Source organism: Sphingomonas sp. (genome assembly GCF_041661825.1).
Taxonomy (GTDB): Bacteria; Pseudomonadota; Alphaproteobacteria; order Sphingomonadales; family Sphingomonadaceae; genus Sphingomonas.
Genome location: NZ_JBAZTU010000005.1, coordinates 411164 through 429595, shown reverse-complemented (window position 1 = coordinate 429595; position 18432 = coordinate 411164). Strand labels below are relative to the sequence as shown.

18 protein-coding genes are annotated in these 18432 nt (G+C 66.9%); 10 read left to right on the top strand and 8 right to left on the bottom strand.

Annotated elements, in window-relative coordinates; translation table 11 throughout:
* Positions 1 to 9: 9 nt before the first annotated feature.
* From WC729_RS24280 to WC729_RS24265, 4 genes are all read right to left on the bottom strand, one after another.
* Positions 10 to 480, bottom strand: a complete 471-nt coding sequence (locus WC729_RS24280; protein ID WP_372857032.1) for a DUF1203 domain-containing protein — start codon at positions 478 to 480, stop codon at positions 10 to 12.
* Positions 477 to 1514: a bifunctional DNA-binding transcriptional regulator/O6-methylguanine-DNA methyltransferase Ada gene (gene ada, locus WC729_RS24275; protein ID WP_372857185.1), complete on the bottom strand. Its 1038-nt coding sequence runs from the start codon at positions 1512 to 1514 to the stop codon at positions 477 to 479. Before ada ends, WC729_RS24280 begins: the two co-directional genes overlap by 4 nt.
* 68 nt (positions 1515 to 1582) lie before the next feature.
* Positions 1583 to 2434, bottom strand: coding sequence for a hypothetical protein (locus WC729_RS24270; protein WP_372857031.1), 852 nt, complete (start codon positions 2432 to 2434; stop codon positions 1583 to 1585).
* A gap of 211 nt (positions 2435 to 2645) precedes the next feature.
* Positions 2646 to 4415 carry a methyl-accepting chemotaxis protein gene (locus WC729_RS24265; RefSeq protein WP_372857030.1) on the bottom strand — a complete coding sequence of 590 codons (1770 nt, stop codon included), beginning with the start codon at positions 4413 to 4415 and terminating at the stop codon, positions 2646 to 2648.
* Positions 4416 to 4699: 284 nt separating this feature from the next.
* On the opposite strand from WC729_RS24265, the gene WC729_RS24260 reads away from it, so the two are divergent.
* From WC729_RS24260 to WC729_RS24240, 5 genes are all read left to right on the top strand, one after another.
* Positions 4700 to 5254 carry a F0F1 ATP synthase subunit delta gene (locus WC729_RS24260; protein WP_372857029.1) on the top strand — a complete coding sequence of 185 codons (555 nt, stop codon included), beginning with the start codon at positions 4700 to 4702 and terminating at the stop codon, positions 5252 to 5254.
* Positions 5255 to 5283: 29 nt separating this feature from the next.
* The gene (gene atpA, locus WC729_RS24255) at positions 5284 to 6813 is read left to right on the top strand and encodes a F0F1 ATP synthase subunit alpha (RefSeq protein ID WP_372857028.1); all 1530 of its coding nucleotides are present in this window, start codon (positions 5284 to 5286) and stop codon (positions 6811 to 6813) included.
* Positions 6814 to 6826: 13 nt separating this feature from the next.
* Entirely contained in the window at positions 6827 to 7705 is an 879-nt protein-coding gene (locus WC729_RS24250) for a F0F1 ATP synthase subunit gamma (protein ID WP_372857027.1), read from the top strand.
* 24 nt (positions 7706 to 7729) lie between these two features.
* Positions 7730 to 9262, top strand: a complete 1533-nt coding sequence (atpD, locus tag WC729_RS24245) for a F0F1 ATP synthase subunit beta (RefSeq protein WP_372857026.1) — start codon at positions 7730 to 7732, stop codon at positions 9260 to 9262.
* A gap of 117 nt (positions 9263 to 9379) precedes the next feature.
* Positions 9380 to 9631 carry an ATP synthase F1 subunit epsilon gene (locus tag WC729_RS24240; RefSeq protein WP_332719829.1) on the top strand — a complete coding sequence of 84 codons (252 nt, stop codon included), beginning with the start codon at positions 9380 to 9382 and terminating at the stop codon, positions 9629 to 9631.
* Here the strand turns inward: WC729_RS24240 and WC729_RS24235 are convergent, their stop codons facing one another.
* The gene (locus WC729_RS24235) at positions 9632 to 10096 is read right to left on the bottom strand and encodes a DUF6265 family protein (RefSeq protein WP_372857025.1); all 465 of its coding nucleotides are present in this window, start codon (positions 10094 to 10096) and stop codon (positions 9632 to 9634) included. It abuts the gene before it with no gap.
* A gap of 85 nt (positions 10097 to 10181) precedes the next feature.
* On the opposite strand from WC729_RS24235, the gene WC729_RS24230 reads away from it, so the two are divergent.
* The 3 genes from WC729_RS24230 to WC729_RS24220 all read left to right on the top strand — a co-directional run bounded on the left by WC729_RS24230 (position 10182) and on the right by WC729_RS24220 (position 13838).
* Positions 10182 to 10913: a helix-turn-helix domain-containing protein gene (locus WC729_RS24230; protein ID WP_372857024.1), complete on the top strand. Its 732-nt coding sequence runs from the start codon at positions 10182 to 10184 to the stop codon at positions 10911 to 10913.
* Positions 10914 to 11015: 102 nt separating this feature from the next.
* A complete protein-coding gene (locus tag WC729_RS24225; RefSeq protein ID WP_372857023.1) occupies positions 11016 to 12539 on the top strand; it encodes a CpaF family protein in 1524 nt (507 codons plus the stop codon).
* A 144-nt stretch (positions 12540 to 12683) separates the two neighbouring features.
* Positions 12684 to 13838: an aspartyl protease family protein gene (locus WC729_RS24220; protein WP_372857022.1), complete on the top strand. Its 1155-nt coding sequence runs from the start codon at positions 12684 to 12686 to the stop codon at positions 13836 to 13838.
* Between the two features lie 4 nt (positions 13839 to 13842).
* On the opposite strand, the gene WC729_RS24215 is transcribed toward WC729_RS24220, so the two are convergent.
* Both WC729_RS24215 and phaR read right to left on the bottom strand, forming a co-directional pair.
* The gene (locus WC729_RS24215; protein ID WP_372857021.1) at positions 13843 to 14028 is read right to left on the bottom strand and encodes a hypothetical protein; all 186 of its coding nucleotides are present in this window, start codon (positions 14026 to 14028) and stop codon (positions 13843 to 13845) included.
* 8 nt (positions 14029 to 14036) lie between these two features.
* Positions 14037 to 14591 carry a polyhydroxyalkanoate synthesis repressor PhaR gene (gene phaR / locus WC729_RS24210; protein ID WP_372857020.1) on the bottom strand — a complete coding sequence of 185 codons (555 nt, stop codon included), beginning with the start codon at positions 14589 to 14591 and terminating at the stop codon, positions 14037 to 14039.
* Between the two features lie 95 nt (positions 14592 to 14686).
* On the opposite strand from phaR, the gene WC729_RS24205 reads away from it, so the two are divergent.
* Together WC729_RS24205 and WC729_RS24200 are read left to right on the top strand one after the other, a co-directional pair.
* The gene (locus tag WC729_RS24205; protein WP_372857019.1) at positions 14687 to 15691 is read left to right on the top strand and encodes an alpha/beta fold hydrolase; all 1005 of its coding nucleotides are present in this window, start codon (positions 14687 to 14689) and stop codon (positions 15689 to 15691) included.
* Positions 15692 to 15725: 34 nt separating this feature from the next.
* Positions 15726 to 16898: an acetyl-CoA C-acetyltransferase gene (locus WC729_RS24200; protein ID WP_372857018.1), complete on the top strand. Its 1173-nt coding sequence runs from the start codon at positions 15726 to 15728 to the stop codon at positions 16896 to 16898.
* 472 nt (positions 16899 to 17370) lie between these two features.
* Here the strand turns inward: WC729_RS24200 and WC729_RS24195 are convergent, their stop codons facing one another.
* Entirely contained in the window at positions 17371 to 18396 is a 1026-nt protein-coding gene (locus WC729_RS24195) for an alanine racemase (RefSeq protein WP_372857017.1), read from the bottom strand.
* Positions 18397 to 18432 lie beyond the last annotated feature (36 nt).

Here is an 18432-nt window from a genome sequence, read left to right as displayed (position 1 = left end):
GACGCAAAATCAGGTGCGGTCGATCCTGGCGGCGAAGCAGCCGCGTTTCGCATTGTGCGCGTGCAGCCAGGCGACCGCCGGATCGGCGAAGAAACGATCGATCAGCGCCGGCAGGTCGCGGCCTTCGGTGAGATCGGCGTCGGTCATCATGCCGTTCGCATCATAAGCGCGGACCGACAGGGTGCGGATCGCGAGCTGTTCGGGCACCTCATTCTCGAACCGCGCTGCCTCGGTCGCCCCGTCGCGCACGAAGATCGCGTGGCGCTGGCGATAGGGCGAGGCGAGGGGCAGATGCTCGTAATTGAGCAGCAGCACATGATCGCCCGGCATGGCATCCTCGAGCGAGACGCGGCAGGGAAAACCGGGCTTCGCATCGACCGGCATGCGGATCACCCCGAGGCCGGCGAGCTCGGCATCGCTGAAGCCGTAGAGCGGCACGAAGGGCGCCGGATCGAGCCCGGTGATGGCGAAGCCGCTCATGCCACGCCCTCCCGCTTGAGCAGCACGGCCTTGCGGTCGAGGCCGTACGCATAGCCGCCGAGCGTGCCGTCGCTGCGCTGGGCGCGGTGGCAGGGAATGACGACCGCGACCTGGTTGTGGCCGCAAGCGGTGCCGGCGGCGCGAACCGCCTTGGGATTGCCGGCGATCGCCGCCAGTTCGCTATAGCTGCGCGTCTCCCCCGCCGGGATGGCGCGGAGCGCCTGCCACACTGCCTCCTGGAAAGCGGTGCCCTGCACGTCGAGCGGCAGGTCATGGTGACGATCGGGAGATTCGACACTGGCGACGACGCGCGCCGCGAGGTCGGCCAGTGCCGCGCCGCCGGGCACGATCTCGGCCTTGGGGAAACGCTCCTTCAGCGCCTGCTCGCCTTCGTCGAACGACACGCGGCACAGGCCCTTGTCGGTCGCGGCGACGAGCATCGGACCAAGGCTGGTGTCGGCAATGGTCCAGCGGATCGTCACCCCTGCCCCACCCTTGCGCCACGCGCTCGGCGTCATGCCCAGCCGCTTGGCGCCGCCTTCGTAGAAGCGGCTGGGAGCGGAATAACCGGCCTCGTAGATCGCCTGGGTGACGGTATCCTCGTCGATCAGCGCCTTGGCCGCGCGCTGCGCCTTCAGGCCGCGGGCATAAGCGGCGGGCGTCACGCCGGTCGCGCGCTTGAACAGGCGGTGGAAATGATGCGGCGCATAGCCGACCCGGGCAGCGAGTTCCTCCAGCCCGATGCCGTCCTCGTCCGCCTCGATCAGGGCGACTGCCCGCGCCACCGCGACCCGGTCGCGGCCGACCTCGTCGGGCTTGCACCGCAGGCAGGCGCGGAATCCTGCCTCGCGTGCCTCGGCGCCATCGCGGTAGAACAGGACATTCTCCCGCTTCGGGTGCCGCGCCGGGCAGCTCGGCTTGCAATAGATGCCGGTCGAGGTGACCGCACCGACGAAATGGCCATCATAGGCCCGGTCGCGCCGTTCGAAGGCGGCCCAGGCGGTATCGGCGTCAATGGCGAGTTGCTGTGTCATGATGCCGATATAGGCGCCCCCAATGCCCGCCACATCCCGAGGCTTGCGCTCAAAGTTCGTCGCCCCGTTCAGACATAATCGGCGAGCAGGGTCATCGTCCCGACCGTCCAGTCTTCCGGCGTCAGGATCAGCATGCGCCGCGGCGGCAGATACCAGAGCAATGTGCGCATCATGTCGTCGATCGGCGCTTCGGCGGGGAAATCGCTGCGCTTCACGCCCAGGACCAGGCTGCGCGTCGGCCGCATCGCGGGATCCATCAGTAGCGCCACGCGCGGCGCCTCCACGCCCCAGCCGCGCGTCAGGCGGTCATATAAAGGCCGCGCGCTGCTCGGCGGCAGATAGGAACGCGACGGCGCGCCGATCATCACCTCGTGCGCCTGGCGGACGGTGAGCGTCTGCGCGCGATCCCCGCGATCGACATCGAACATCGCGGCATCCTCCGCGCCGGCTTCGGCCGCATCGACGGGATCGCCGTCGATCGTGCCGAAGCGCAGCATCCCGTCCAGCGCGCCCATCGAGAAGACAAAGGCTGCCTGGTCGACAGGGTCGTCGGGCGAGGCGAACAGCGCGGCACCGACCCGGGCATCGACGCACTGCGCGGCGAGATTGCCCAGCGACTGGGAGTCGAACGGACCCTCATGCGGAATATCGAAGCGCAGATAGGGGAAGCCGTCGGGCCCGACGAACGGCTCCAGCGTCGGCATCACCACCGAGGCATACCATGCCGCATCGTGGAACGCCTCGGACCAGGACAGGTCGCGCTCGCCGGCCGGCACGCGGAGCAGGGCGGCGAGCGTTGCGGTCCGCTCGATATCGAACAATTTGCTCCGGTCGCAGGAGAAGCGGGTTTGTTCGGGCGTCGGTTCTGCCGGCTGTAGCGGCTCGGTGGGCTTGCGCTTGAACCAGTCAGTCAGACCCATGGCTATTCCCCACTTGTCCGGAAAGAGCGTGAGCCCGTGTTCCGCCCCACGCACTCTAAAGTCGGCTCCGCGATTGGCGAGACCCTTTCTCCGGCCTTCCGAGACCTGCGTCCGGCGCGGTTCGCCCATCAGGCTCGCACGCACCATGATCAGCGGGCAGCAATATAGCGCCATTCCGGGCAAGCCGCTCTGCGGATAAACAGGTGGCGCCTCACGCCACGCGCACATCGTCCATCAGGCGGTTGATCCGGCTGCGCAGCGTCTCGACGCCGCCCGCCACCGCTTCGGCGGTGCGGGCCACGTCCTCGGCGCTGCGGCGCGAGCGTTCGGCGCGTTCGCGCAGCATCTGCATATTGGCGGCCGCGTCGGCGGTGCCGCCCTCGACCTCGGCGATGGCGGCGGCGATGCGGCGTGTCATGTCGCGTTGCTGCTCGACCGCGCCGGCGACATTGGCGGCCGAACGATCGAGATCCGCGGCGAGCGAGTCGACTGACTGGATCGTCTCCAGCACCGTATCGCTCGCGCGCGAGACGGCGGCGAGGCGCGATTCGATCCGGCCCGCGGCCACCTGGGTCTGCCGCGCAAGGCCCTTCACCTCGTCGGCGACCACGGCAAAACCGCGGCCGGCATCGCCGGCGCGCGCCGCCTCGATCGTTGCGTTCAAGGCGAGCAGATTGGTCTGCCCGGCGATCTGGGAGATCAGGTCGAGCACGCCGGCGATCTCGCCGACCAGTACGCCGAGCGATTCGGCATGAGCGCGGCCTTCGAGCGTGCGTGCCCGGACATGGGCCGCGCCGGTCTTCGATTCATGGGCCTCATCGCTGATGCGCTCGATCGCCCCGGCGAGTGCGGCGCCGGACTGGGCGATGGTACGGGCGCTCGACGCGCTCTGTTCGGCCAGCGCAGCGGTCGCGAGGGCATGATGCTCAGTGGTCCCTGCCTCGCCCGACATGGCGTTCGCCGTCTCGCGCAGGGCGGGGCCAGCCGAGATGAGCTCGCTTACGACAAGGCCGACCTCGCGCTCGAAGACCGCAAACAACGCATCGAGATCGGCAGCGCGTTTCGCCCGCGCCTCATGCTCGACGACCTGGCGGCGATGAAGCGCTTCGTTGGCGCGGTGCGATTCGTCGCTCAGCCGGCGCGCATCGCCCGAGCGCTTGCGCGCAAAGGCCAATGCGCGGGCGATCTCGCCAATCTCGTCGGTGCGGTCGAGGCCGGGGATCGGCGTATCGTCGCGCTCGAGCGTGATGTCGCCAGTCGCGACCGCAATCTCGGCGAGCGGCTGTTCGATCCGCAGCGTCAGCATGCGCATGCCCCACCAGCCGATCAGCGCGGCGAGCAACGTTACGAAGGCGACCATGAGATAGGTCGTCGCAAAGCCGCGTTCGAGCGCAGCCCGTTCATGCGCAGCGTCCGCCCGAAGATCGTCGATCAGCCCGTTGCTGGCGACCGTGAGCGGATCGATCGCGGCATAGAGCGCGCCGCTGACGAAGAAGTCGAGCTGGTCGACGCGGCGGCTGCGCAGGAGATCGAGCAGGCGCACGATCGCCGCGTCGGCATCGCGGCGGGCATCGGCGACCTGCGCGACGGCGACGCCGCGGCGCGCGTCGAGCGCCTGGCCCGAAAAGGACTGCCAGCTGCTGCGGATGGTGGCGCGCGCTTCCTCGATCGCGCTGATCGCGCTGTCGGCCGAGAGGTTGCCGCTCTGCACCTTCTGCGCGGTGAGCAGGGCGGTGACATAGCTGTCGTTGACTCGCTGCAATTCCCCGATCGGATCGAGCCGGTCGAGCACGAGCGACCGCACGCCGTGGCTGGTGCTGAGCGTGGTACCGATCAGCGCGATGGCGAGCAGCGCCTGGATGCCGAGCAGGCTCCAGACGATGCGGCGAAGCTGGGCGCGGATGCTGCCGCCCCCCGATCCACGCCATGCGGCGAGCTGCTTCAGCGTTGCAAGGATGGCGGCGATGTCTGGGCGAGGCATGGCCCCGCTATGGGAGCAAGGCACAAACGGATGGTTAACTGATTGTTACAGTTACATGAAACCGGCAAAGAATCGTTACCGACACAAAATCATGTCCGTGCGGGCAATGCCGCATATGACCAAATAAGGCCTATATCCTATAGACAGGCTCAAGGCAGCGGGTCGGACTCGGGTTGCATCCCGTGCAACCCGATGCTAACCGCGCGGCGACCCATCAGGGGGGCCGATTCCGGCCTCCCTTTTCGTATGGGTCGCAAACAGTTTCAAACGAGGATTTCGATCGCGTGGAGACATCCGGCGGTATTCAAGCAAGCTTAAGCGGTCGCTACGCCACCGCATTGTTCGAGCTTGCCCGCGATTCAAAGACGATCGACGCTGTCGAGGCGAGCCTCGCCGATGTGCGTGCCGCGCTCGAGCAATCGCCCGAGTTCGCCCGGCTCGTCGCCAGCCCGCTCGTCTCGCGCCAGGACGCGGCCAAGGCCGTGGCCGCGGTCGCCGCGTCGATCGGCGTCGACGGCACGACCAAGAACTTCCTCGGCGTGCTGGCCGAGAATCGCCGCCTGTCGCAACTGCCCGCGATCATCCGCGCGTTCCGCTCGCTCGCCGCCAACCATCGTGGCGAGACCAAGGCCGAAGTGACGTCGGCCCATCCGCTTTCCGCCGCCCAGGTCGACGCGCTCAAGCAGCAGCTGCGCACCCGGATCGGCCGTGACGTTTCCGTCGACCTGTCGGTCGACCCTGCCCTGCTTGGCGGGCTGGTCGTCAAGATCGGTTCGCAGATGATCGATAGCTCGATCAAGACCCGTCTCAACACTCTCGCGCACGCAATGAAAGGCTGACAGCTCTTAGCTGTTGGGAAAGGCTGACAATGGATATCCGCGCCGCTGAAATCTCGAAGGTCATCAAGGACCAGATCGCTTCGTTCGGTACCGAGGCCCAGGTCTCCGAAACCGGCCAGGTGCTGTCGGTTGGCGACGGCATCGCGCGCATTCACGGGCTGGACAATGTCCAGGCCGGCGAGATGGTCGAATTCTCGAACGGCGTGCAGGGCATGGCGCTCAACCTCGAGGCCGACAATGTCGGCGTCGTGATCTTCGGGTCGGACTCGGAGATCAAGGAAGGCGACATCGTCAAGCGGACCGGCACGATCGTGGACGTTCCGATCGGCAAGGCGCTGCTCGGTCGCGTGGTCGATGGCCTCGGCAACCCAATCGACGGCAAGGGCCCGATCGAGACGACCGAGCGCAGCCGCGTCGAAGTGAAGGCCCCGGGCATCATCCCGCGCACCTCTGTGCACGAGCCCGTGCAGACCGGCCTGAAGGCGATCGACGCCCTCGTCCCCGTCGGCCGCGGCCAGCGCGAGCTGATCATCGGCGATCGCCAGACCGGCAAGTCGGCCGTCGCGATCGACACCTTCATCAACCAGAAGAACGACCACGCCGGCGACGACGAGTCGAAGAAGCTGTATTGCATCTATGTCGCGATCGGCCAGAAGCGCTCGACCGTGGCGCAGCTCGTCCGCACGCTGACCGAGAATGGCGCGATGGAGTATTCCATCGTCGTCGCCGCGACTGCGTCCGACCCTGCCCCGCTGCAGTTCCTCGCGCCCTACACCGGCACCGCGATGGGCGAGTATTTCCGTGACAACGGCATGCACGCGCTGATCGTGTTCGACGATCTGTCGAAGCAAGCCGTCGCCTACCGTCAGATGTCGCTGCTGCTGCGCCGCCCGCCGGGCCGCGAAGCCTATCCCGGCGACGTGTTCTATCTTCACTCGCGCCTGCTCGAGCGCGCCGCGAAGATGAACAAGGACAATGGCTCGGGCTCGCTCACCGCGCTGCCGATCATCGAGACCCAGGCCGGCGACGTGTCGGCCTATATCCCGACCAACGTGATCTCGATCACCGACGGCCAGATCTTCCTCGAAACCGACCTGTTCTTCGCCGGCATCCGCCCCGCGATCAACGTCGGCCTCTCGGTCAGCCGCGTCGGTTCCGCCGCGCAGACCAAGGCGATGAAGAAGGTGTCGGGCTCGATCAAGCTCGAGCTGGCGCAGTATCGCGAGATGGCCGCGTTCGCTCAGTTCGGTTCGGACCTCGACGCCTCGACCCAGAAGCTGCTGAACCGCGGCGCGCGCCTGACCGAGCTGCTCAAGCAGCCGCAGTTCAGCCCGCTGCCGTTCGAGGAGCAGACGGCGTCGATCTTCGCCGGCACCAACGGCTATCTGGATGCCGTCGCGGTGCAGGACGTTGTCCGCTACGAAGCCGCGATGCTTGCCGATCTGCGCGCGAACCATGCCGATGTGCTCGGCCTGATCCGCGACACCAAGGATCTGGGCGACGACGCCAAGGGCAAGCTCAAGGCTGCGCTCGACGCCTTCGCCAAGACCTTCGCGTAAGTAAGGGCGCCAGATGGCCAGCCTCAAGGCACTGAAGATTCGCATCGGCTCGGTGAAGTCGACGCAGAAGATCACCAAGGCGATGAAGATGGTCGCCGCCGCGAAGCTGCGCCGTGCGCAGGAAGCGGCCGTCGCCGGCCGCCCCTATGCCGAGCGGCTGGAAAAGGTGATGGCCAGCCTCGCCGCCAAGGTGAGCGTGAGCGAATCCTCGCCCAAGCTGCTCGCCGGGACCGGCAAGGACCAGGTTCACCTGCTGATCGTTGCGACCAGCGAGCGCGGCCTGGCCGGCGCGTTCAACACCAACATCGTCCGCGCGGCTCGCCGCAAGGCCGAGGAGCTGATCGCCGCCGGCAAGACGGTGAAAATCTACATCGCCGGCAAGAAGGGGCGCGTGCTGAAGCGCTTCTACCCCCAGCTGGTCGTTGCCGATCACGAGATGGGCCATATCAAGCGGGTAGCGTTTGCCGATGCCCGTGCGGTGGCCGATGACGTGATCGCACGCTTCGAGGCGGGCGAATTCGATATCGCCCACCTGTTCTACGCCCGCTTCCAGTCGGCGCTGGTGCAGGAGCCGATCGGTCGCCAGATCATCCCGGTCGCGATCGACACCAATGCAGCGCCCGTCGCCGATGGTGGCGCCGCGGTCGAATATGAGCCGGACGAAGAGTCGATCCTGGCCGACCTGCTGCCGCGCAACGTCGCAATCCAGGTGTTCCGCGCGCTGCTCGAGAACGCAGCATCGGAACAGGGCAGCCGTATGACCGCCATGGACAATGCCACGCGCAATGCCGGCGACATGATCAACAAGCTGACGATCCAGTACAACCGCACCCGCCAGGCCGCGATCACGACGGAACTGGTCGAAATCATCTCTGGCGCCGAAGCGCTCTAAGCAGTTCGAAGCAAGGAATAGACAATGGCAACCGCAGCCCCGACCACCAAGAAGCCCGCCGCCAAGCGCGCGCCCAAGGCAGCCGCTCCGGAGACGACGGCGACCGCGACCGTCGCGACGACGAACAATGTCGGCCGCATCAGCCAGGTCATCGGCGCCGTCGTCGACGTCGCCTTCCCGCAGGGCAGCCTGCCGGCGATCCTTTCGGCACTTGAGACCGACAATAACGGCAACCGCCTGGTTCTCGAAGTTGCGCAGCATCTCGGCGAGAACACCGTTCGCACCATCGCGATGGACGCGACCGAGGGCCTGACCCGCGGCCAGACCGTGACCGACACCGGCTCGCAGATCCGCGTGCCGGTCGGCCCGAAGACGCTCGGCCGCATCCTCAACGTCATCGGCGAGCCGATCGACGAGCGTGGCCCGGTCGGCCACACCGAAACCGCACCGATCCATGCTTCGGCGCCCTTGTTCGTCGACCAGTCGACCGAGAGCGCCATTCTGGTCACCGGCATCAAGGTCATCGACCTGCTCGCCCCGTACGCGAAGGGCGGCAAGATCGGCCTGTTCGGCGGCGCCGGCGTGGGCAAGACCGTGCTCATCCAGGAACTGATCAACAACATCGCCAAGGGGCACGGCGGCACCTCGGTGTTCGCCGGCGTCGGCGAGCGTACCCGTGAGGGCAACGATCTCTACCACGAGTTCCTCGACGCGGGCGTCATCGCCAAGGATGCCGACGGCAATCCGCAGTCCGAGGGTTCGAAGGTCGCATTGGTCTATGGGCAGATGAACGAGCCGCCGGGCGCCCGCGCTCGCGTCGCGCTGTCGGGCCTGACGATCGCTGAATATTTCCGCGACGTCGAAGGCCAGGACGTGCTGTTCTTCGTCGACAACATCTTCCGCTTCACTCAGGCGGGCTCGGAAGTGTCGGCGCTGCTCGGCCGTATTCCGTCGGCCGTGGGCTATCAGCCGACCCTGTCGACCGACATGGGCGCGCTGCAGGAGCGCATCACCTCGACCAACAAGGGCTCGATCACCTCGGTGCAGGCGATCTATGTGCCTGCCGACGATCTTACCGATCCGGCGCCGGCCACGTCCTTCGCCCATCTGGACGCGACGACCGTGCTCAACCGCGCGATCTCGGAGCTTGGCATCTACCCGGCGGTCGATCCGCTCGACTCCACTTCGCGCGTGCTCGAGCCGCGCGTCGTCGGCCAGGAGCATTACGAGACTGCCCGCGCCGTCCAGTCGACCTTGCAGAAGTACAAGTCGCTGCAGGACATCATCGCGATTCTCGGCATGGACGAGCTTTCGGAAGACGATCGCCTGACCGTGTCGCGTGCGCGTAAAATCCAGCGCTTCCTGTCGCAGCCGTTCCACGTCGCCGAGGTCTTCACCGGTATCCCGGGCAAGTTCGTGCAGCTCGAGGACACGGTGAAGAGCTTCAAGGCAGTGGTCGAGGGTGAGTATGACCACCTGCCCGAGAGCGCATTCTACATGGTCGGCGGCATCGAAGAAGCGATCGCCAAGGCCGAGAAGATGGCGCAGGACGCGTAAGGAGAAGAAGCCCCTCCCCTTCAAGGGAGGGATTGGGGTGGGGCCTGACCTGCGAAAAGGTCGCTACCACTCCCCCACCCCCTGCCCCTCCCCTATAGGGGAGGGGGGAGAGATAGAATGCTGCACTTCGAACTCGTCACCCCGGAAAAGCTCGTCCGTTCGGAGGAGGTCTATATGGTCGTCGTCCCCGGCTCCGAGGGTGATTTCGGCGTGCTCGAAGGGCATGCGCCGGTCATGTCGACGATCCGCGACGGCGCGCTGTCGATCTATCGCACCGAAAAGGGCGAGCCCGAGACGATCGCGATCGAGGGCGGCTTTGCCGAAGTCAGCTCGGCCGGCCTGACCGTACTCGCCGAGCGCGCCGAATAACTAGCGCATCGCGCTGAAATGCCAGCGCATCGGCCTGGTGCCGTCCAGCATTGAAATCTCCGCGTTGAGCGTCGCGCCGTCCCGCCAATAGCGGATGCGTTGCGGATAATCATGCGCCGGGTTGGCGAACACCAGCTCCGTCGCGGTGCGCGAGGCGAGCGGGAACGGGATGCGCGTGCCGCCGTCGGGCGAAGCCCAATAGGTCAGCCTGCCCGTAGCGTCCGGGAAGATCTGCGCCGCCTCCCACGAGTTCAGCGTCGCGCCTTCCCCGGCGCGGTTCGAGCCGAGCATCGTGCCGGCGCGGGGCGGCGTCCAGCATTCCTCGGTCCATTTCTGTCCGCTCTGCTCGATCCAGCAGCCGGCCATCCAGCCGGGAGGGCCTTCCGCGACAGGCTTGGCTTGCTGCGCCATGGCGGCGCCTCCGCACAGGGCCAGCGTGGCGATCAACAGGGTCGTCCGGCGCATCTTGTCCTCCCTCTTCATGTCGGGCCGGCATAGCCGCCAGTCGGGATGCTGGCTTGAACCGACACGACATGGGATAGCATCGCGCGTGGACTATGCCGAACTGCCCCTGCCGCCGGCGCTGGACGGGCTGGTCGCCGCGATCTGGACGATCGCGGGCGACGGCACCGTGCGCGACTGGATCGAACAGGATGCGACGCCCGATGGCTGTATCGAGATCATCCGGCGCACCCATGGGCGATCGATCTGGGGCGAGGAGCAGCCGCCGCTGTTCGCGACCGGGCTGAACCTGGCGCCGGTGCGCTTCCGGATGAGCGGCGACGCACGGTTCATCGGGATCAGGCTGTGGCCCTGGGCCTGGACGATGCTGAGCGACCTGCCCTGCCCCGCCTTTGCCGGCCGGTGGATCGCGCTCGACGAGACCAGCGTGGCCGGATCGTTGCCCGACGAACCGGACGGGATCGTACCGCATCTGATCGAGGCATTCGCCGCGGCGCCGTCTCAGCCGCTCGGCGCCCATGTGCTGGCCGCAGCCAGCGTCGCCGATATCGTGCGCACCAGCGGCCATGGGCATCGCATGGTGCAGCGCTGGTTCGAGCGCGTGGTCGGGTTGCCGCCGCGCAGCTATCTCCGGCTGATTCGCTTTCGCAAGGCCATGGCCGATGTCGCCGAACCGGCAACGACCCTGGCCGACAAGGCGGCGCGCCATGGCTTTGCCGACCAGGCGCATATGGCACGCGATTTCCGCCTGCTGGCCCGGACCGCCCCGCGCGCGGCGCGGGCAAAGGCGAAGGGCCCCTTCCTGACCGGCGAGCGCTGATTACCCGAACAATCGGGCGCTACGGACAATCCCGCGCAATGGTTAGTCAATTATCAAGCCTTGGGCGGTACGCCTGTCCCCGAGCATGAGGGATCTATCGGCATGAGTGCATTTGGGCGTCGTCCCGGAGTGGCCAACGGGCCCGGAGCCCGTCCGGCGTTCGGCGTTGCCCGCCCGATGCAGGGCGGCGCCGCGCCGCGCGAGGCGGATACCGGCGGCGAGCAATTCCCGCCGCTCGCAACATTGCCGCTGCCCGGTGAGCCCGAAGCCCCTGCCGGCAATCCGAACAACGCCGATGCACTGGCGCGGCTTGCCGACCGGCAGAATGCCTCGGGCGAGGCCGGCAACAGCCGGGTCGAGGGCTTCGAAGCCTCGATCCACAAGATCAAGGAGCAGGTGCTTCCCCGCCTGCTCGAGCGAGTCGATCCCGAAGCGGCCGCCACCCTGAACAAGGACGAGCTGGCCGAGGAATTCCGCCCGATCATCGGCGAAGTGCTCGCCGAGCTGAAGCTGACGCTCAACCGCCGCGAACAGTTCGCGCTGGAAAAGGTGCTGGTCGACGAGCTGCTCGGTCTCGGGCCGCTCGAAGAACTGCTGGCCGATCCGAACATCACCGACATCATGGTCAACGGCCCCGAGCAGACCTTCGTCGAGCGCAAGGGCAAGCTGGAGCTGGCGCATATCCAGTTCCGCGACGAGGAGCATCTGTTCCAGATCGCGCAGCGCATCTGCAACTCGGTCGGCCGCCGCGTCGACCAGACCACGCCGCTGGCCGACGCCCGGTTGAAGGACGGCTCCCGCGTCAACGTGATCGTGCCGCCGCTGAGCTTGCGCGGTACCGCGATCTCGATTCGTAAATTCTCCGCCAAGCCGATCACGCTCGACATGATGGCCGGCTTCGGCTCGATGAGCCCGAAGATGGCGACCGCGCTGAAGATCGCGGGCGCGTGCCGGTTCAACGTCGTCATCTCCGGCGGTACCGGTTCCGGTAAAACCACCATGCTCAACGCCCTGTCGAAGATGATCGATCCGGGCGAGCGCGTGCTGACCATCGAGGACGCGGCCGAGCTTCGCCTGCAGCAGCCGCACTGGCTGCCGCTCGAAACCCGGCCGGCGAACCTCGAGGGTCAGGGCGAGGTCAGCATCCGCGATCTCGTCAAGAACGCCCTGCGTATGCGCCCTGACCGCATCATCCTCGGCGAAATCCGCGGCAGCGAGTGTTTCGACATGCTCGCCGCCATGAACACGGGCCATGACGGCTCCATGTGTACGCTCCACGCCAACTCCCCGCGCGAGGCGCTCGCCCGTATGGAGAACATGGTGATGATGTCCGACATCAAGGTGCCGAAGGAAGCTATCAGCCGCCAGATCGCCGATTCGGTCGAGATGATCATCCAGGTGAAACGTCTGCGCGACGGTTCTCGCCGCGTGACCAACGTGACCGAAGTGATCGGCATGGAAGGCCCGGTGATCGTCACCCAGGAGCTGTTCAAGTTCGAATATCTCGACGAGAGCGCCGACGGCAAGATCATCGGCGAATACCGCTCGATGGGCCTGCGGCCGTACACGCTGGAAAAGGCGCGGCAGTTCGGCTTCGATCAGGCGTATCTCGAGGCGTGTCTCTGATTTAATCCTTCTCCCGTCGGGAGAAGGTGGCGCGAAGCGCCGGATGAGGGTGACATGAAGGTTGCCGGTCGCCCTCACCCTCCCATGCTATGCATGGGCCCCTCCCTCTCCCGCTGGGAGAGGGGTTTTGGTATCGCGGAGGCGATGCGCTGGCTCACTCTCCTATTACTATTCCTGGCCGTGCCGGCGTTCGCGCAGAAACCTGCGCCGGCACCGATCCTCACTCTCGCCAGCGACACCGAGGCGCGGTGGGTGTCGTTCGAGCTGACTCCGCAGGACCAGATCCGCTTCACGCTCGAGCTCGATGACAGGCCGGTGACGGCGATGCTCGACACCGCGGTCAGCGTCACCACCATCTCCCGCGCCTATGCGCGCCGGATGAAGCTGAGGACGCGGGGCGAGCGCAGCGCTGCGGCGATCGGCGGCGCCGTCGGAATCGAATGGGCCGATGCCGCGTCGATCAGCTTCGGCGGGCTGCGCCGCAGCGGCGGCAAGCTGGCCGTGCTCGATCTGGCGCAGGCGGCGACCGGGGGCGACGCGGTGGAGATGCTGGTCGGCATCGACCTGGTCGGCGGCTACGCGCTCGATGTGGATTATCCGGCGCGGCGTTTCCGGTTGCTGCAATCGGGCCGCCTGCCCTTTCCCGGCAAGAGCGCGCCGCTGCGGATCGGAACCGATCTGAGCTTCTACATCACCGAGATGGAGCTTCACGGCGTCCGCGTGCGGCCGATGGTGATCGATACCGGCGATGGCGGCGCGATGACCGTATCGGGCGATGCCTGGCGGCCGCACGGCGCGCTGGCGCCGCACATGACCACGACGATGAGCCATGGGCTCGCCGGCCCGGTCGTCACCGACCTGGCGATCCTGTCCGAGCTGACGCTCGGGGCGCTGACCGCGCGGAATGTCGCGATGAATGTCGAGCGGGCGGGCGGCTATTCGACCCGGATCGGAGTCGCGGGGCGGATCGGGTCCGGCTTCCTCAAGCGATACCATGTACTGCTCGACCCCAAGGCCGGGCACATGATCCTCAGCCCCGGCCCGGAGGCGGACAGGCCGCCGGCACGATCGACCAGCGGATTGCTGGTCGAAGCGCAGGGCGAGGCGCTGGTCGTGCTGCACGTCATGAAGGGCGGGCCGGGTGAATCGGCAGGCTGGCGCGCCGGGGAGCGGATCTGCTCGGTCGATGGCGTCGCGCCGCCGGCGAGCGACTGGCCGGCGGGAGAAGCGGGACGGACGGTGACGCTCGGGCTGTGCGGCGGCGGCGAGCGGAAGCTGACGCTCGCGGCCTTTTACTGACGACTCAGCTATTGGCCGCGATGCTGGCGAGGATCGCAGCGGCGATCAGCGCGAGCACCTGAACGGTCGGCCAGTCGACCAGCCCGATCGAGTCGAGATTGGCGCGGCGCTTGCGCCGCCGGTCGCGGAATCCGGCGACAATCGCCAGCGCAAGCGAGCCGCCCGCGCCGATCCAGAACGGACTCACCATCGAACGGATCAGTCGCCGAGCTTCTCGATCTTCTCGTGAAGCCGGCTGAGTTCGGCCTTGAGCGCGGCGATCTCATCGTCCTTGCTCGCGGCGGGCACGGGGGCGTCGCCGGGCTTGGCGCCGGGCTTGAACGCCTGGGTCGCAGCCTCAAACATGGCCATGTTGCGCTTGGCGAGATCGGCGAAGGGCGAGTTGGCGAAGGCGCCCTCGACCGCCGACTTGAACTGCTCCTGATTGCGGCGGAAGCTGTCCATCGACGCCTCCAGATAACCGGGCACCATCTGCTGCATCGAATCGCCGTACATCGCAATCAGCTGGCGCAGGAAGTTCACCGGGAGCATGGTCTGCCCGCGCGATTCCTCCTCCATGATGATCTGGGTAAGGATGTTATGCGTGATATCCTCTTCGCTCTTCGCGTCGACGACCTTGAAGTCGCGGCCTTCACGAGTCATCGCGGCGAGGTGCTCGAGCGTGATATAGGACGAGGTCTCGGTGTTATAGAGACGCCGATTAGCGTATTTCTTGATGATAACCGGGCCGTCGCCCGCATTCTGCTTCTTCATGAAAGAAGGCTCCCGACCCTGTGCTTGATCCTTCTGTACCACCCTTTCATACCGCACCGCAACACGGTCCACGCCCGTTACCGCTGTTCCTGGATATGTTGCGCAATGAGACTGCAGCATCGCCCGAACGGCGGGCGGCAGCACTCGCCGGATTGCGCGCGTATCAGGATGCGCCGCGCGGCCGGACGCGCCGATTGGCGCCCGCGCGGTTCCGCAAGGGCCGCGCGAGATTGCGCGATTACAGCGCGAAGGGCAGCCACGGACGGGCGGTGATCGTCATCCCCTCACTCATCAATCCGGCTTTCATTCTCGACCTGATGTCCGGCAATTCGCTGATACAATGGCTTGCAGATCAGGGATTTAGGCCGTTCCTGCTCGACTGGGGCACGCCCGACCCGGCCGAGCGTGATATGGACGTCACTGCGCATGTCGAGCAGCTGCTGCTGCCACTGATCGCGAAGTTCGAGGAGCCACCGGTGCTGGCCGGTTATTGCCTGGGCGGGACCATCGCGCTGGCCGCCGCTTGCGCGGTACCGGTCGCGGGACTTGCGATGATTGCTGCGCCCTGGCGCTTTTCGGGCTTCGGCGATGCAGCACGGGGCGATATCGCCGAGCTTTGGCGCGCCGCACAACCGGCTTGCGAGGCGATGGGGCTGGTGCCGATGGAAGTGCTGCAGACCGGATTCTGGCGACTCGACCCGGCGCGCACCATCGCGAAGTACGAGGCGTTCGCTGCGATGGAGCCGGGCGGCGCCACCGCCCGATCCTTCGTCGCGATGGAGGATTGGGCGAATGCCGGTGCCCCCCTGCCCTATGCCGCCGGCCGGCAGATGTTCGACGACTTCATCGAGGCCGATCTGCCCGGCAGCGGGCGCTGGCGAGTCGGCGGGGCGATTGCCGATCCGGCGCAATTGGCGTGCCCGGCGGTCGACTTCGTGTCGATGACCGACCGGATCGTACCGGCCCGCAGCGCAGCGGACCTGCCCGACCGGCGCGATCTGGGCGCGGGGCATGTCGGCATGATCGTGGGGCGCGGCGGGCGATCGCAATTATGGGAACCGCTGGCGGACTGGCTAAGCGCGATCCCCGGCACTAGATAGCGCCCAAATCCTTCTCCAACGGGAGCCTCGACTCATGCAGGACATCGTCATCACTGCCGCCAAGCGCACGCCGGTCGGCAGCTTCCTCGGCGCCTTCGGGTCGACTCCGGCGCATGAGCTTGGCCGGATCGCGATCGAGGCCGCGCTGGCGCAGGCCGGGGTCGAGGCGGCCGACGTGTCCGAGGTGATCCTGGGTCAGGTGCTGACCGCGGCGCAGGGCCAGAACCCCGCGCGCCAGGCATCGATGGCGGCGGGCGTGCCCAAGGAGATCCCGGCCTGGGGCGTCAATCAGGTCTGCGGATCGGGCCTGCGCGCCGTCGCGCTGGCGGCACAGGCGATCCAGGCGGGCGATTCGCGCATCGTCGTCGCGGGCGGACAGGAATCCATGTCGCTCTCGACTCACGCGCAGAACCTGCGCGGCGGGACCAAGATGGGCAATCTCTCGCTGGTCGACACGATGATCAGCGACGGCCTGACCGATGCGTTCAACAATTATCACATGGGCATCACCGCCGAGAACCTCGCCGAGCAGTACCAGGTGACGCGCGAGATGCAGGACGTCTTCTCGGTCCGCTCGCAGAACCTCGCCGATGCGGCGCGCTCCTCGGGCCGGTTCAGGGACGAGATCGTGCCGGTGACGATCAAGGGTCGCAAGGGCGACACGATCGTGGCGGACGACGAATATATCCGCGCCGGCGTGACCCTGGAGAGCCTATCGGGCCTGCGCCCGGCGTTCAAGAAGGACGGCACGGTGACCGCCGCCAACGCATCGGGCCTGAACGACGGCGCGGCGGCCTTGGTGATCATGAGCCGCGAGGAAGCCGAACAGCGTGGCTCCACCATCCTGGCGCGGATCGCGAGTTGGGCCTCAGCCGGCGTCGACCCGTCGATCATGGGCATCGGCCCGGTGCCGGCGACTCGCCGCGCGCTGGAGAAAGCGGGCTGGAGCATTGCCGATCTCGACCTGATCGAGGCGAACGAAGCGTTCGCGGCGCAGGCGCTGTCGGTCGGCAAGGAGCTCGGCTGGGATGCCGAGAAGGTCAACGTCAATGGCGGCGCGATCGCGATCGGCCACCCGATCGGCGCGAGCGGCGCGCGCGTGCTGACGACGCTGCTGTACGAGATGGGCAAGCGCGACGCGAAGAAGGGCCTGGCCACACTCTGCATCGGCGGCGGCATGGGCATCGCCATGTGCGTGGAGCGGTAAGCCCGCCGACGATTTTGCGTTCTCATTCGCCTGCAGCATTGCAGGCGAGACTGGCGATCCGGATCGATCCCGGCCGATCCGGCAAAGTCATTCTGCGCAATCCGTATCAGTAACGAGCCAGAGTTCGAGCTAATGTGAGAGTCGGTTTACGTGTTTTTCGCGTAGATCTCTCATGCCGACTTTCTGTAGCTTGGCTTGGATTTTTCGTGATGATCGCGACAGCGTCACGTACGCTTCGCGAACAGATGCCGCCACTAGCCTGAATGCGAAGTATAGATTCTGCGCAATGTGAGAGTCGCTAACGCGCGAATGTGAGAATGGCGCGCGTCTGGCGAGAAGGCCGCGGACGAGGCGATGGCCTTGGAAATATTCGAAACGGTCATGAGAAAGAGCCGGCACGATTGGCTGACGCCTTCGTGCCGGCGGTGACGATAGACGATTGTCGCAGGGGTTGAATCGAGCCGCGCTCCGGTCAGTCGCTCCAGAGCCGATCGAAGCGGTCGCCAAGGCTGGTGAGCAGTTCATATTGCGACATGCCGGACCGCGCTGACGCTTCGGGCAGGGCATAGTCGAGCGCGAGCCAATCGCCCTCCGCCAGTTCCGGCGCGGCGGTGACGTCGATCGCGATCAGGTCCATCGAGACCCGGCCGAGCAGCGGCAGCACCTGCCCACCCAACCGCGCCGCGCCCGTGTTCGAGAAGCCGCGGAAATAGCCGTCGGCATAGCCCAGGTTGAGGACTGCGACCTCGGTCGCCATCGGCGCGGTCCAGGTCGCGTTGTAGCCGATCGTCTGGCCCGCGGGCACGGTGCGGCGCTGGAGGATCTGCGCCTCGGGCGTCGCGACCTGGCGGATCGCGCCGAGTTCGCCACGCGGGATACCGCCGTAGAGGGCAAGGCCGGGGCGAGTCAGGTCGAAGGCATAATCGGGGCCGAGCGCGATACCGGCCGAATTGGCGAGGCTCATCCGCTTCGCGCCCGTCCGGCCGGCGAGCGCCGCGAAGGCCGCGCGCTGGCGCTCGTTCATCGCCACATCCTCATCGGCGCAGGCGAGATGGCTCATCAGCGTCTCGATGACGAGCCCCTCGAGCAACGGCAGATCGTCGACCGACAGGCCGAGCCGGTTCATGCCGGTGTCGATCATCACGTCGCAGGCGCCACCGCCCGCCGCCCTCCAGCGCGCGACCTGATGAGCAGTGTTGAGCGCCGGGCGAGCGATGCCGGTCAGGGCCAGCGCCATATCCTCATCGCGCACGCCGTGGAGCACGGTGACCGGCAGGCCGAGCGGCGCCAGCGCCGCCGCTTCGGCCCAGGTGGCGACGAAGAAGTCGCGGCAGCCAGCGGCCGCAAGCCGCTTCGCGACGTCGACCGCGCCCAGGCCATAGCCGTCCGCCTTCACCGCCGCGCCGCACGCCGCGCCGCCGCTCATCGCGGCGAGGGTGCGCCAATTGTCGGCAAGGGTAGCGCCGTCGAGGCGCAGGCGAAGAGGAGCGGACGTCATTGGCCGCGACCTAACGATGTCACGGCCCGGGCGCCA